General features: G+C 73.3%; 13 protein-coding genes and 1 pseudogene. 7 read left to right on the forward strand and 7 right to left on the reverse strand.

Features of this window, described 5'->3' with window-relative positions; genetic code table 11:
• Window positions 1-4: 4 nt before the first annotated feature.
• Window positions 5-178 (reverse strand): annotated as a pseudogene (locus ACIGAN_RS16565) (ribbon-helix-helix protein, CopG family); the annotation flags it as partial.
• A gap of 153 nt (window positions 179-331) precedes the next feature.
• Between ACIGAN_RS16565 and ACIGAN_RS16570 the strand changes: the two are divergent.
• The 3 genes from ACIGAN_RS16570 to thpR all read left to right on the forward strand — a co-directional run bounded on the left by ACIGAN_RS16570 (window position 332) and on the right by thpR (window position 2899).
• Entirely contained in the window at window positions 332-769 is a 438-nt protein-coding gene (locus tag ACIGAN_RS16570; protein ID WP_309098097.1) for a MarR family winged helix-turn-helix transcriptional regulator, read from the forward strand.
• Between the two features lie 27 nt (window positions 770-796).
• The gene (locus ACIGAN_RS16575) at window positions 797-2176 is read left to right on the forward strand and encodes an MFS transporter (RefSeq protein WP_365091223.1); all 1380 of its coding nucleotides are present in this window, start codon (window positions 797-799) and stop codon (window positions 2174-2176) included.
• 150 nt (window positions 2177-2326) lie between these two features.
• Entirely contained in the window at window positions 2327-2899 is a 573-nt protein-coding gene (thpR, locus tag ACIGAN_RS16580; RefSeq protein WP_399858153.1) for an RNA 2',3'-cyclic phosphodiesterase, read from the forward strand.
• Between the two features lie 201 nt (window positions 2900-3100).
• On the opposite strand, the gene ACIGAN_RS16585 is transcribed toward thpR, so the two are convergent.
• The 3 genes from ACIGAN_RS16585 to ACIGAN_RS16595 form a co-directional block, all read right to left on the reverse strand.
• On the reverse strand, window positions 3101-4093 hold the full coding sequence (locus ACIGAN_RS16585; protein WP_365738199.1) for an aldo/keto reductase: 993 nt from the start codon (window positions 4091-4093) through the stop codon (window positions 3101-3103).
• 47 nt (window positions 4094-4140) lie between these two features.
• Entirely contained in the window at window positions 4141-4665 is a 525-nt protein-coding gene (locus ACIGAN_RS16590) for a hypothetical protein (protein ID WP_399858156.1), read from the reverse strand.
• Between the two features lie 202 nt (window positions 4666-4867).
• Window positions 4868-5542: a GDSL-type esterase/lipase family protein gene (locus tag ACIGAN_RS16595; protein WP_399858159.1), complete on the reverse strand. Its 675-nt coding sequence runs from the start codon at window positions 5540-5542 to the stop codon at window positions 4868-4870.
• A gap of 136 nt (window positions 5543-5678) precedes the next feature.
• Here ACIGAN_RS16595 and ACIGAN_RS16600 point away from each other — a divergent pair, with 136 nt between their 5' ends.
• A complete protein-coding gene (locus tag ACIGAN_RS16600; protein ID WP_399858162.1) occupies window positions 5679-6653 on the forward strand; it encodes a WD40 repeat domain-containing protein in 975 nt (324 codons plus the stop codon).
• A gap of 81 nt (window positions 6654-6734) precedes the next feature.
• On the opposite strand, the gene ACIGAN_RS16605 is transcribed toward ACIGAN_RS16600, so the two are convergent.
• A complete protein-coding gene (locus ACIGAN_RS16605; protein WP_399858164.1) occupies window positions 6735-7553 on the reverse strand; it encodes a TetR/AcrR family transcriptional regulator in 819 nt (272 codons plus the stop codon).
• A 107-nt stretch (window positions 7554-7660) separates the two neighbouring features.
• Here ACIGAN_RS16605 and ACIGAN_RS16610 point away from each other — a divergent pair, with 107 nt between their 5' ends.
• From ACIGAN_RS16610 to ACIGAN_RS16620, 3 genes are read left to right on the forward strand one after another with little or no spacing between them, the layout of a single operon-like run.
• A complete protein-coding gene (locus tag ACIGAN_RS16610) occupies window positions 7661-8620 on the forward strand; it encodes an ATP-binding cassette domain-containing protein (protein WP_365738209.1) in 960 nt (319 codons plus the stop codon).
• Window positions 8617-9438 carry an ABC transporter permease gene (locus ACIGAN_RS16615; RefSeq protein WP_365738211.1) on the forward strand — a complete coding sequence of 274 codons (822 nt, stop codon included), beginning with the start codon at window positions 8617-8619 and terminating at the stop codon, window positions 9436-9438. Before ACIGAN_RS16610 ends, ACIGAN_RS16615 begins: the two co-directional genes overlap by 4 nt.
• A gap of 57 nt (window positions 9439-9495) precedes the next feature.
• Window positions 9496-10164, forward strand: a complete 669-nt coding sequence (locus ACIGAN_RS16620; protein WP_399858169.1) for a formylglycine-generating enzyme family protein — start codon at window positions 9496-9498, stop codon at window positions 10162-10164.
• Window positions 10165-10389: 225 nt separating this feature from the next.
• Here the strand turns inward: ACIGAN_RS16620 and ACIGAN_RS16625 are convergent, their stop codons facing one another.
• Window positions 10390-11355: an EamA family transporter gene (locus tag ACIGAN_RS16625; RefSeq protein WP_399858172.1), complete on the reverse strand. Its 966-nt coding sequence runs from the start codon at window positions 11353-11355 to the stop codon at window positions 10390-10392.
• Between the two features lie 168 nt (window positions 11356-11523).
• Window positions 11524-12660, reverse strand: a complete 1137-nt coding sequence (locus tag ACIGAN_RS16630) for a lipid II:glycine glycyltransferase FemX (protein WP_399858175.1) — start codon at window positions 12658-12660, stop codon at window positions 11524-11526.
• Window positions 12661-12746: the final 86 nt, after the last annotated feature.

The following is a 12746-nucleotide window of genomic DNA, read 5'->3' on the forward strand; positions in this document are numbered from 1 at the left end:
ACGGGCCGTAGAACCTCTCCGTCTCCTCGACGGCGGTCCGGAACCGCTGGTCGAAGTCATCCCGAATGAGCGTCCGGACGACATAGTCCTGGACGCTCATTCCTCGTTTCGCGGCATGGTGCCGGAGCCGTTCGAGCAGGTCGTGGTCTATTCGCAGGCTGAGCACGCTGGTCCCCATGACCAGAGGGTCGCGGCACCGTTCGCCGCGGTGTGTCCCGTTCCCCTCCGGGATCACCCATATGAGTGATGTCGCGGGCCAGTGGCGGGCGTCACGACCCTTTCGTGTGTCACCGGTGGTATTTAGCGAGAGTAATGAGTTACGCTAAAGAACATGCCGGACCTCAGCCATGGCGACGACGCAGCCGCCGTGAACTCCCTCCGCTCCGCCGTGATGCGGTTGTCCCGCCGTCTCAAGCACCAGCGGGTCGACGAGTCGCTCAGCCCCACCGAGATGTCGGTGCTCGGCACCCTCTCCCTGTGCGGCCGGGCCACCCCGGGCGAGCTCGCCCGCAAGGAGCACGTCCAGCCGCCGTCGATGACCCGCATCGTGGCGCTGCTGGAGGCCAAGGGACTGGTCCGGCTGGAGCCGCACCCCGAGGACCGGCGCCAGAAGGTCGTGACGCGCACCGAGCAGGCCGAGGCGATGCTCGAGGAGAGCCGCGCCAAGCGGAACGCGTTCCTGTCCTCCCTGGTGGAGAACCTCGACGAGGACGAGTGGGCCAAACTGCGCGCCGCCGCCCCCGTGCTGGAGAAGCTCGCGCACCTGTAAGCCGTACGTAGCAAGGAGGCGAACCCTTTGAGTTCGGGACCCGGAGCAGCTTCCGCCCCCGCACCTGATCCCCATGACTCCCCGCCCGCTCCCGCAGCACCCGCCTCCGGCGACCGCGTCCGCAGGTCCTCGATGTTCTCGTCCCTGAGGGTGCGCAACTACCGCCTGTTCTTCATGGGGCAGGTCGTCTCCAACATCGGCACCTGGATGCAGCGCATCGCCCAGGACTGGCTGGTGCTCAGCCTCACCGGCTCCTCCGCCGCCGTCGGCATCACGACCGCCCTGCAGTTCCTGCCGATGCTCCTGTTCGGCCTCTACGGCGGTGTCCTCGTCGACCGGCTGCGCAAGCGGCCCACGCTGCTCGTCACCCAGACGTCCATGGCGCTGACGGCGATCGCCCTGGCCGTCCTCACCCTCACCGGGCACGTCCAGGTGTGGCACGTGTACGTCGCCGCCTTCGCGGTCGGTCTGGCCACCGTCGTCGACAACCCGGCCCGCCAGTCCTTCGTCTCCGAACTGGTCGGCCCCGGGCAGCTGCAGAACGCGGTCAGCCTCAACTCGGCGAACTTCCAGTCGGCCCGCCTGGTCGGCCCCGCCGTCGCGGGCATACTCATCACGGGCGTCGGCACCGGCTACGCCTTCCTCTTCAACGGCCTGTCCTTCATCGCGCCGCTCACCGGCCTGCTGCTGATGCGCGCCCGGGAGCTGCACGCCGTCGAGCGCGCCCCGCGGGGCAAGGGGCAGCTGCGCGAGGGCGTTCGCTACGTCACCGGCCGGCCGGAGCTGATCTGGCCGATCGTGCTGGTCGGCTTCGTCGGCACGTTCGCCTTCAACTTCCCCGTCTACCTCTCCGCCTTCGCGGACGACGTCTTCCACGCGGGCGCCGGCGCGTACAGCATGTTCAACACGCTGATGGCGGTCGGCTCGGTCGCGGGCGCGCTGCTCGCCGCGCGGCGGGGCACGGCCCGGCTGCGGCTGCTGATCGTGGCGGCGATGGCCTTCGGCGCGCTGGAGATCCTGGCCGCGACGACCCCCGCGCTGTGGATGTTCGCCCTGCTCATGATCCCGCTGGGCCTGTTCGGCATGACCGTCAACGTCACGACGAACACCAGCATCCAGATGTCCACCGACCCGGCCATGCGCGGCCGTGTCATGGCCCTCTACATGATGGTCTTCCTCGGCGGCTCCCCGGTCGGCGCCCCGATCGTCGGCTGGGTCACCGACACCTACGGCGCGCGCGTCGGCCTCGCGGCGGGCGGCGCGGTGGCGGTGGCGGCCGCGGCCGCGATCGGCCTGGTCCTGGCCCGCGTGGGCAACCTCCGCCTGTCGGTCGGCTGGCACGGCGGCCATCCCCGGGTGCGGTTCGTGCCCCGGGAACGGACGGAGGAACTGGCACCGGCGGCGTGAGGAGGGGTCAGTCCCGGGGGAACTCGTCGGTGGAGAGGACGAGACCGACCACGGTGCCGGTCAGGTCGACCTCGTCTCCGAGGTACAGGCTCAGCTCGCCCGGCGACCAGGGTGCGTCCGGACCGTCGAGGCGCGGGGCAGACTGGCCGCATGAGACTCTTCGCCGCCGTGCTGCCCCCCGACGAGGTGTGCCGTGAGCTGGGGTCCGTGGTCGACGAACTGCGCGGGCTGTCCGGGGCCGACGGCCTGCGGTGGACCGGGCGGCCCGGGTGGCACTTCACGCTCGCCTTCTACGGCGAGGTCGACGACGCGCTCGTGCCGGAGCTGTCGGCCCGGCTGGAGCGGGCCGCGCACCGGACCGCCCCCTTCCCGCTGGCCGTGCGGGGCGGCGGGCAGTTCGGGCACGGCAGGGCGCTGTGGGCCGGGGCCGAGGGCGACCTGGCCACGCTGCGGCTGCTCGCCGAGCGCGCGGAGGCCGCGGCGCGCAAGGCCGGGGTGCCGATGGGGGAGCACCGGCGGTACAAGGCCCACCTGACCGTGGCGCGCAGCCGGGAGGCGCGGGACGTGCGGCCCTGGCTGGACGCGCTCGCCGGATTCACCGGCCGGACCTGGACGGTCGACGAGCTGGTGCTGGTGCGCAGCAACCTGCCGGCGTCCGGTGTCCCCGGGGAGCAGCCCCGGTACGAGGCGGTCGGGCGCTGGGCGCTCGGGGGCGCCGGTTAGGCTCGGTGCCGTGGACCCGAAAACCCGCAACCGGATCATGGCCGGTGTGCTCGTGCTGATGTTCCTCGTCGTGGCCCTGGCTTCCGTGCTGGGCAGGTAGGGCGGCGGGAACGGTGCGGCGGGGAACCGCGGGCGGCCGCCGTTCGGCCGCGGGCCGGCGTCGGCTCGTCGCGCGGTTCCCCGCGCCCCCGGCGGGGGCACTCACCAGGCGAACGCCTCCGGGCTCGGGCCCGGGCCCGGGAAGATCTCGTCCAGGCCCGTCAGGAGCTCATCCGACAGTTTCAGCTCCGTCGCGCGGACCGCTGAGGCGAGCTGCTCGGCCGTGCGCGGGCCGACGATCGGTCCGGTCACGCCGGGACGGGTGAGCAGCCAGGCCAGGGCGGCCTCGCCGGGCTCGACGCCGTGCTTGTCGAGCAGGTCCTCGTAGGACTGGATCTGCGCGCGGGTGGCCGGGTCGGCGAGCGCGTCGGCCGCGCGGCCCGAGGCGCGGCGCCCGCCCTGGACCTCCTTCTTCAGCACGCCGCCCAGCAGACCGCCGTGCAGCGGCGACCACGGGATGACCCCGAGGCCGTAGTCCTGCGCGGCGGGGATGACCTCCATCTCGGCGCGGCGCTCGGCGAGGTTGTACAGGCACTGCTCGCTGACCAGGCCGATGGTCCCGCCGCGCCGGGCGGCGATCTCGTTGGCCTGGGCGATCTTGTAGCCGGGGAAGTTCGACGACCCGACGTAGAGGATCTTGCCCTGCTGGATCAGGACGTCGATCGCCTGCCAGATCTCCTCGAACGGGGTGTCCCGGTCGATGTGGTGGAACTGGTAGACGTCGATGTGGTCGGTCTGCAGCCGCTTCAGGCTCGCGTCGACGGCCCGGCGGATGTTGACGGCGGAGAGCTTGTCGTGGTTCGGCCAGGCGGGGCCGTCGGCGCCCATGTTGCCGTAGACCTTCGTGGCGAGGACGACCTTGTCGCGCCGGCCCTCGCCCTTGGCGAACCACGTGCCGATGATGCTTTCGGTACGGCCCTTGTTCTCACCCCAGCCGTACACGTTGGCGGTGTCGAAGAAGTTGATGCCCGCGTCCAGCGCCGCGTCCATGATGGCGTGGCTGTCGGCCTCGTCGGTCTGCGGACCGAAGTTCATGGTGCCGAGGACGAGCCGGCTGACCTTGAGTCCCGTGCGTCCGAGCTGCGTGTACTCCATGCCGCCCAAGCCAACGTCTTGAAGTGCGCTCCAGGCAAGTACGGGCCCTAGCCGGGCGGGTCGTCCGCCGGGTCCCGGGCGTGGTCGCGGTCGTACAGCAGCGGTTCGTTGACCTCCAGGTCGTTCACCAGCCGCAGGCAGACGGCGAGGGCGCGGGCCGTCTCGGGCGTCGGGGCGTACGCGATCCGGAAGAGCAGGTGCCCGGCCGTGCCGACGGTGCCGATCTCGCTGGCGGCGCGCAGCAGGAAGGCGAGGGTGTGGGCCTTGTCGCGCGGGAGGGTGAGCGTGAGCGCGGCGCGCGGGCCGGAGCCGGCTCCGTCCCACTGCTCGTCGAGGAGCAGCGCGCGCAGCAGCTCCTTGGCCTCGCGCAGGACGTCGTCGCCCGCGGGGGAGCGGTGGGCGGGGCCGATGAGGGGCCCGCCCCGGGGCGGTGGGGCCACCAGCAGGCCCTCGGCCCGCAGCCGCGCCGGGGTCCAGGCGGCCAGGCGGGCGACGCGGTCGGCCCACGCGGCGGCGTCCGGCCACCGGGCCGCGCGCCGGGCCGGTTCCCCTGCGGTCGGGTGGGTCGCCATGGGGGGACCGTAGGGCGGGGAGGGAAGGGGACGGGAGCGGGCGGCGGGCAAACCCCACGTGGGGGTGAACCTGCCCCCGCGCGGACGGGAGGTCCGCGTCCGACGTCGCCCGGGCCGTCCGCCTCGGGCGCGAGGACGAGCGGTGGGACGGCCTGGACGCCGGGGGCTGCGCGGAGCACCCGGTCCGGAGGATCGGGGAGTGTCAGCCCGCGTAGGGCCCGCCCAGGCCCCAGCTCTGGTGCAGGGCCGTCGCGAAGGCCGCCGCGATCTTGTGCTCGCCGCTCGCGTTGGGGTGGGTCCCGTCGTAGGTGTCGGCGGCGACGTCGTAGGAGGGCGGGGCCGAGGCCAGGAGGATCGGGGAGGCCGGTTCGTCGAGGTCCGCGGCCGTCTTGGCGAGGAGCTCGTTGAAGCGGGCGACCTCGGCGGCGAAGGGCGCGTCGGTGCGGGCCCGGACGTTCGGTGTCACCGGCAGCCACACCATCCGCACCCGCCGGTTCGCCGCCCGCGCCCGTGCGGTGAACGCGCGCACGTTGTCGGCGGTCTGCTCGGCGTTCGTGTAGAAGCCCAGGTCGATGAGGCCCAGCGAGACCAGCAGGACGTCCGCCCGGCAGGAGCGCACCGCGTCGCCGATCAGCGGCGCCATGTGCTGCCAGCCCTCGCCCCAGCCGGCCAGATGCGCCCGGGGGAAGTCCGGGTCGGCGTAGGCATGGGACGTGGGGGCGCCGGCGCGCTGGTCGTAGAGCGTCTCGCGGGGGCCGACGAGGGTGAAGGGGCCGCGGTGGGAACGGCACAGGTGCTGCCACAGCCGGTAGCGCCACGTGTGCTCGCCCGCGCTTCCGATCGTCATGGAGTCACCGACGGGCATGAACCTGAGCATCCGCTCATCATGGACGATCAGCGCGCCGGGCGGGATGTGAGCCGGGCCACGCGCCGCTCCCGGTACGGGGACGGCGGGCCGGCCTTCCCCGGGGAACCGCCTGCTGAACGGCCCGGCGGGATGGCACGCTTGGGGCATGCGCAGACCCCTCGCCCTCCTCGCCGCGGCCCTTCTCACGGGCGCCCTCGCCGTGCCCGCCACCGCGGCGGACGGGGACGGGAAGTTCACGATCAGGGATCCGCGCATCACCGAGTCCAGCGGCCTGGCCGCCTCGCACCGGCACCCCGGGATCTACTGGACGCACAACGACAGCGACGACGGGGCCTACCTCTACGCCGTCGACAGCAGGACGGGCGAGACGGTCGCGACGATCACCATGACCGGGGTGGGCAGCCCGCGCGACGTCGAGGCCATCGCCATCGGGCCGGACGACCGGATCTGGGTCGGTGACATCGGCGACAACCTCGGCGGCACCTGGCCGCACGTCTGGCTCTACCGGCTGCCCGAGCCGAAGACCCTGCGCGACCAGTCGATCCGCGCCACGCAGTACGTGGTGAAGTACTCCGACGGCGCGCGGGACGCCGAGTCCCTCGTGGTGCACCCGAAGACCGGCCGGGTCTACATCGTCGACAAGAACGAGCAGGGCGGGCACCTGTACGAGGGCCCCGCCGACCTCTCGCCGGGCGGCACCAACGTGTTCCGGCCGGTCGCGGCCGTCCCGGACCTGGAGGCCACCGACGCGACGCTCTCCCCCGACGGCGAACACCTCGTCGTGCGCAGCTACTTCGGTGCGGTCGCCTACGACTGGAACGGCGGGCGGATCAAGAAGAAGGAGCGGCTCGGCGTGCCGTTCCTGGGGCAGGGGGAGTCGGTCACCTACACCGCCGACGGGTCGAAGCTCATGTTCGGCGCGGAGGGGGCCGACAGCCCGGTGGAGCCGCAGGACGCCCCCGCAGGCTCCGAGTCGTCCTCCGGGAAGGGGACTTCGGCCTCGCCGGAGGGGGGCGCCGGGGGCGGCGGGCTGAGCGGCGACCTCAGATCCGGGGCCATCGCCGCCGGTGTCGCCCTGGTCGTGGTGCTCGGCCTGCGCAGGCTGCGGCGGCGGGGCTGAGGCCGGTCCGTCTGCCCGGCTCACGGGCCGGGGCGGGACTGCTGCGGGTCGCCTGCGGGGCCGGGGGCGGCGCGGGGTGGGTCAGCCGCAGTGGTCGCGGCGCGACGCCTGTGACGTGTCCGGGCCCCCGGCCCGGCGCTGCTCCACCAGGACCTCCAGGCCGTCCAGGATGCGCTGGAGCCCGAACTCGAAGTGGTCGAAGTCCGGCCCGAAGGTGTCCTCGGACAGGGACGCCATGACCGGATAGCGGCCCGACGCCATGGCCTTCTCCAGGACCGGCACCTGCGCCTGCCAGAACTCGGCGTCCGTCAGGCCCGTGCGGCGTTCCGCCTCCAGCTGGTACAGCTGCGTGCGCGCCGCCCCGACGACGTAACCGTCGATCATGATGATCGCCGAGACCAGCTCGGGATCGCTCAGTCCCATCGGGCGGATCAGCGTGAGGACCTTCTCCATGCCGTCGAGGGCGCTCGGGCCGAGGATCGGGCGGGACTGGTTGACGTGCAGCAGCCAGGGGTGGCGGCGGTAGAGGGCGAGAGTCTCGCGGCCCAGTGCCTCCAGGGCCGCGCGCCAGCCGCCGTCGCCCAGGTCGGCCGGGTTCTCCGGGGCGCGCTGCACCCGGTCCAGCATGAGGTCGAGCAGCTCGCCCTTGCCGGGGACGTACCGGTACAGCGACATGGTGCCGGTGCCCAGCTCGGCCGCGACGCGGCGCATGGAGAGGCCTTCCAGGCCCTCGGCGTCCGCCACCTGGACGGCCGCTTCCACGATCCGGTCCAGGGTCAGCGTGGGCTTCGGCCCGCGGCTGGGGCGCCCGCCGGTGTCCCACAGCAGCTCCAGGGTGCGGGCGATGTCACCGCTGCCGCTGGTCTCCGTACCGCCACTGCCACTCGTGCCGCTCGTCATGAGCCCAGCTTAGGACCCCGTTGCAAAAAACTGAGTACGGCGTACGCGTAATCGGGTACGCTGTACTCAGTTCGGTGTCGAGGCGGCACGGGCGACGGGAGGGCGACATGGACGGATACGCGGTGCGGGCCGAGGCGCTGGAGAAGCGGTACGGCGAGAAGCGCGCCCTCGACGGTTTCGACCTGGCGGTGCGCGAGGGCACGGTGCACGGCCTGCTCGGCCCGAACGGGGCGGGCAAGACCACCGCCGTGCGCATCCTGTCCACGCTGATCCGGCTGGACGGGGGCCGGGCGACGGTGGCCGGGCTCGACGTGGCCCGGCAGCCGCGCGAGGTGCGGGCCAGGATCGGGCTCACCGGCCAGTACGCGGCGGTCGACGAGGTGCTGACCGGCCGGCAGAACCTGGAGATGTTCGGCCGCCTGTTCCACCTGGGCGGCAGGCGCGCCGCGCTCCGCGCGGCCGAGCTGCTGGAGCAGTTCGACCTGACCGACGCCGCCGACCGGGGCGTCGGCAAGTACAGCGGCGGCATGCGGCGCCGCCTCGACCTCGCCGCGTCGATGATCCTGGCCCCGGCCGTGCTGTTCCTCGACGAGCCGACGACCGGCCTTGACCCGCGCAGCCGGGGCGAGGTCTGGGACTCGGTCCGGGCGCTGGTGGCGAGCGGCACGACCGTGCTGCTGACCACGCAGTACCTGGACGAGGCCGACAAGCTCGCCTCGCGCATCACCGTCATCGACCAGGGCCGGGCCATCGCCGACGACACCCCGGACGGGCTGAAGGGCCTGGTCGGCGGCGACCGCGTCGAGGTGGTGGTCGCCGAACGGTCCGAGATCCCGCGGGTGGTGAAGGTCCTCGCCCGGGTCACCGACGGCGAACCGGAGGCGGACGAGGCCGAGTTGCGGGTGCACGCCCCGGTGGCCGACCGGGTCGCGGCCCTCACGGAGGTGGCGCGGACCTTGCAGGACGAGGGCGTGCGCGTGGAGGACATCGGACTGCGCAGGCCGAGCCTCGACGACGTCTTCCTGCGCCTGACCGGACACCGGACCGAGAAGGAGGCCGCGGCATGAGCGCCGTCGACCTGAACACCACGAGCGCGCGGAGCGGCGCGTACTGGCTGCTCGCCGACTGCTGGAACATCGTCCGCCGCGGCCTGACCCACTACCAGCGCCAGCCGGTCAACATCGCCTGGCAGCTGGGCTTCCCGATCCTGTCCGTGCTGCTCTACGGCTATGTCTTCGGCAGCGCGATGACCGTGCCGGGCGGCGGGGACTACAAGGACTTCCTGATGCCGGGCATGTTCGTGATGACCATGGCGTTCGGCTTCATCAACACCGCCACGGTGGTGGTCTACGACTCCACCAAGGGCGTCATCGACCGCTTCCGCTCCATGCCGATGGCGTCCTCCGCCGTGGTGGCCGGACGCGGCGTCACCGACCTCATCGTGGCCTGCGCCGAGCTGGCCATCATGATGCTCACCGCCCTCGCCATGGGCTGGCGCCCGGACGGCGGCCTCGGCTTCCTCGCCGCGTTCGGACTGCTGCTGTGGCTGCGCTTCGCGCTGATCTGGATCGGCGTGTGGCTCGGCCTGCTGGTGCCCAACCCGGAGGCCGCGGGCGGCCTGTTCGCGGTCGCCTTCCCGCTGACGATGATCTCCAGCATCTTCGTCGCGCCGCAGCTGATGCCCGACTGGCTGGGCTGGGTCGCGGCCTGGAACCCGATCTCCTCCACGGCGGCGGCGACCCGCGAACTGTTCGGCACGCCCGTCGGGGGCGGCGACTCCTGGGTGGAGCAGCACGCGCTGCTGATGGCGGGGGTGTGGCCGGTGATCCTGACGGCACTCTTCCTGCCGCTGGCGGTACGCCGGTTCCGCAGGCTCAGCCGGTAGGGGGGGCGGGGGCGTCCGGCGGGGGCCGGGCGCCCACTCCCCGTAGGGTGGCCGGGCATGGGGGACTTCGAGAACGAGATGGTCACCGTCCCCGCCGGGCGGGTGACGCTGGCGGACCGGCGGACCGGGCGCAGGTGGGCGGTGGACGTCGGGTCGTTCCGGCTCGCGGCGTGCCCGGTCACGCAGGAGGGGTACGCCGAGGTCACCGGCCGCAGGCCGAGCGCGGCCGGGGGTGCGCGGCTGCCCGTGGAGGGCGTGTCCTGGTGGGACGCGGTCCGCTTCTGCAACGCCCTGTCCCTGCGCGAGGGGCTGACCCCCGCGTATCACGTCCGGGAGGACGGCGAGACGGCCCACTGGGACGCCACCGCCGACGGATACCGGCTGCCGACCGAGGCCGAGTGGGAGCACGCCTGCCGCGCCGGCAGCACCGGCCCGCGCTACGGCCGCCTCGACGACATCGCCTGGTACCGCGGGAACGCGGACGACGCGATCCATCCCGTCGGCGGCAAGCGGCCCAACGCCTGGGGCCTGTACGACATGCTCGGCAACGTCTGGGACTGGTGCTGGGATCTCTACGACCCCGAGGTCTACGGCACCTACCGGGTGCTGCGCGGTGGCGGCTGGTCCGACGAGCACTGGAGCTGCCGCGCCTCGGTACGCCGCCGGAGCCATCCGACGTTCCGGATCGACGACGTGGGCTTCCGGCTGGCCCGGACGGCGCCGTAGGCCGCCCTCGCACGGTGCCACCTGCCCGGCCGTACCGGCCTGGGGCCTGTCGTTTGGATCACGCCGCAGACGCGTGGTCCGGCACGCACATCTGCGGCGTTGTCGTCGGTCGCCGACGCTCCGCGTCGACTCCCTCCTCCGCCTTGCAGCTGCACGCACCGGACCACGCTCCCCGGCGCTGAACAGCACCGTCACTTTCCTGCGACCTGATCCAAACGACAGGCCCTAGCCCTCCAGGCCCGTGCCCTCCAGGGCCGCCCTCTTGGCGCGGCCCCGGCCCACCTGGGTGCGCACCGCCCCCATGCTCGCGGCGATCACCAGCGCGATCGCCGCGGCCTCCGGCGCCGTGAGGGACTGGTCGAGGATCAGGAAGCCGGCCGTGGCCGCGAGGGCCGGTTCCAGGCTCATCAGGATCGCGAAGGTGGAGGCCGGCAGCCGGCGCAGGGCGAGGAGTTCGAGCGTGTAGGGCAGGACCGAGGAGAGCAGGGCCACCGCCGCGCCCAGTCCCAGCGTCACCGGATCGAGCAGCTTCGTGCCCGACTCGGCGATGCCCAGCGGCAGGAACAGCACCGCGCCCACCGCCATCGCCAGGGCCAGCCCGTCCGCCTGCGGGAAGCGGCGGCCCGTACGGGCGCTGAAGACGATGTAGGCCGCCCACATGGCGCCCGCGCCCAGGGCGAAGGCCGCTCCCGCGGGGTCGAGACCGCTGAAGCCCCCGCCGCCGAGCAGGAACACGCCCGCCAGGGCGAGGGCGGCCCAGACGACGTTGATCGCGCGGCGGGACGCCAGGACCGACAGGGCGAGCGGTCCCAGGACCTCCAGGGTGACCGCGGGACCCAGCGGGATGCGGGCGACGGCCTGGTAGAACAGCCCGTTCATCGCGGCCATGGTGACGCCGAAGACGACGACCGTGCCCCAGTCGGCGCGGGAGTGGCCGCGCAGCCGGGGGCGGCAGACCAGCAGCAGGACGACGGCCGCGACGAGCAGGCGCAGCGCCACCACGCCGAGGGCACCCGCCCTCGGCATCAGCGTCACCGCCAGGGCGCCGCCGAACTGCACCGAGACGCCGCCGGCCAGGACGAGGCCCACGGGTCCGAGGGAGCCCCACCGGCCCGGGCCGGCGGCGGGGCCGGAGGCGGGCGTCGCGGTGGTCGCGTGCTGGGGCGTGGTGACGCTGTCGGGGGTGGTCACGGGCGGTCCTGTGCGTCGGCGCGGATGCGGGCGGTCCGTACACCGGCCTGCACTGCGCGTACATCCCGGTGTACTTCGCAGTCCAGGGTAATGGACTAAGTCAGGTGCGTGAAGCCCTTTTGCCTCTGTCTCGCGCGATGAGACGCCCGCCCGGCGCGCTCCCGTGGCTCAGCGGCGGGAGAGATAGAGCTCGAACGCCTTGTACAGCGGCCGGTTGAGCGGATAGTCCCATTCGCCGAGGTACTCGACGGCCTCGCCGCCGGTGCCCACCTTGAAGCGCAGCAGGCCCAGCAGCGGGCTGGACTCCTCCAGGGTGTCGGTGATGCCGCGCAGGTCGTAGACGGCGGCGCCGAGCTCATGGGCGTCGGTCATCATCCGCCACTGCAGGGCGCTGCTCGGCTGGACCTCGCGCCGGCGGCCGGTGGAGGCGCCGTAGGAGTACCAGACGTGCTCGCCGACGGTGAGCATCGTCGCGGCGGCGAGCACCTCGCCGTCGTGGTGGGCGAGGTAGAGCCGCATCCGGTCGGGGTGCTCGGCGGTGAGCGCGCTCCACATGCCCTGGAAGTAGGAGAGCGGGCGCGGCAGGAACCCGTCGCGCCCGGCGGTCTCGGTGTACAGCTCGTGGAAGACCGGAAGGTCCTCCGCGGCACCGCGCACGACCTTCACCCCGGCCTTCTCCGCCTTCTTGATGTTGCGCCGCCACTGCTGGTTGAGGCCGTTGTGGATCTCCTCCAGCGAACGGCCGGCGAACGGCACCTGGAACACGTACCGGGGCTGTCCCGCGGCGAACCCGGCCTCCCCGCCGGCCTCGCTCTGCCGCCAGCCCATGCGGCGCAGGCCGTCCGCGACCTGCCCGGCCCGCGGTTCGTACGACGTCGCCCGGACGTCGCGCAGCCGCCGCGCGGCCGGGTCCGCGATCGCCGCCTTGACCGTCTCGGCGCTCCAGCGGCGCACCACGACCGGCGGGCCCATCCGCACGGCGAAGGCGCCGCGGCGCCGCAGGTGGGCGACCATCGGCTCCAGCAGCCGTTCCAGGCCGGGCTCGTGCCAGTCGAGCAGCGGGCCCTCGGGCAGATACGCCAGGTACCGCCGCAGGCCGGGCAGCCGCGGCCCGGGCAGCGGGCGCAGCAGCACCAGCCCGGCGCCGACGAGCTGCCCGGCCGGGCCGAACCAGCCGAGGCTCTCCGCCTCCCAGTCCGGCTTCACCGCGCCCCAGGACGGGACCTGGGTGTGGCTGGCGGAGCGGCGGGCCGTGACGAACGCCAGGTGCTCGTCGCGGGTGATCGGCTGGACGCGGACGCTCATACGCGGGCTCCTTCGAGCAGCGGCCCTCGGCGGGCGGGGACTGGTGCCGCGAGCCTAGGAGCGGCCCGGCGATCCCCGGCCCCGGA

This window comes from Streptomyces sp. NPDC085931, assembly GCF_044540565.1.
GTDB lineage: Bacteria > Actinomycetota > Actinomycetes > Streptomycetales > Streptomycetaceae > Streptomyces.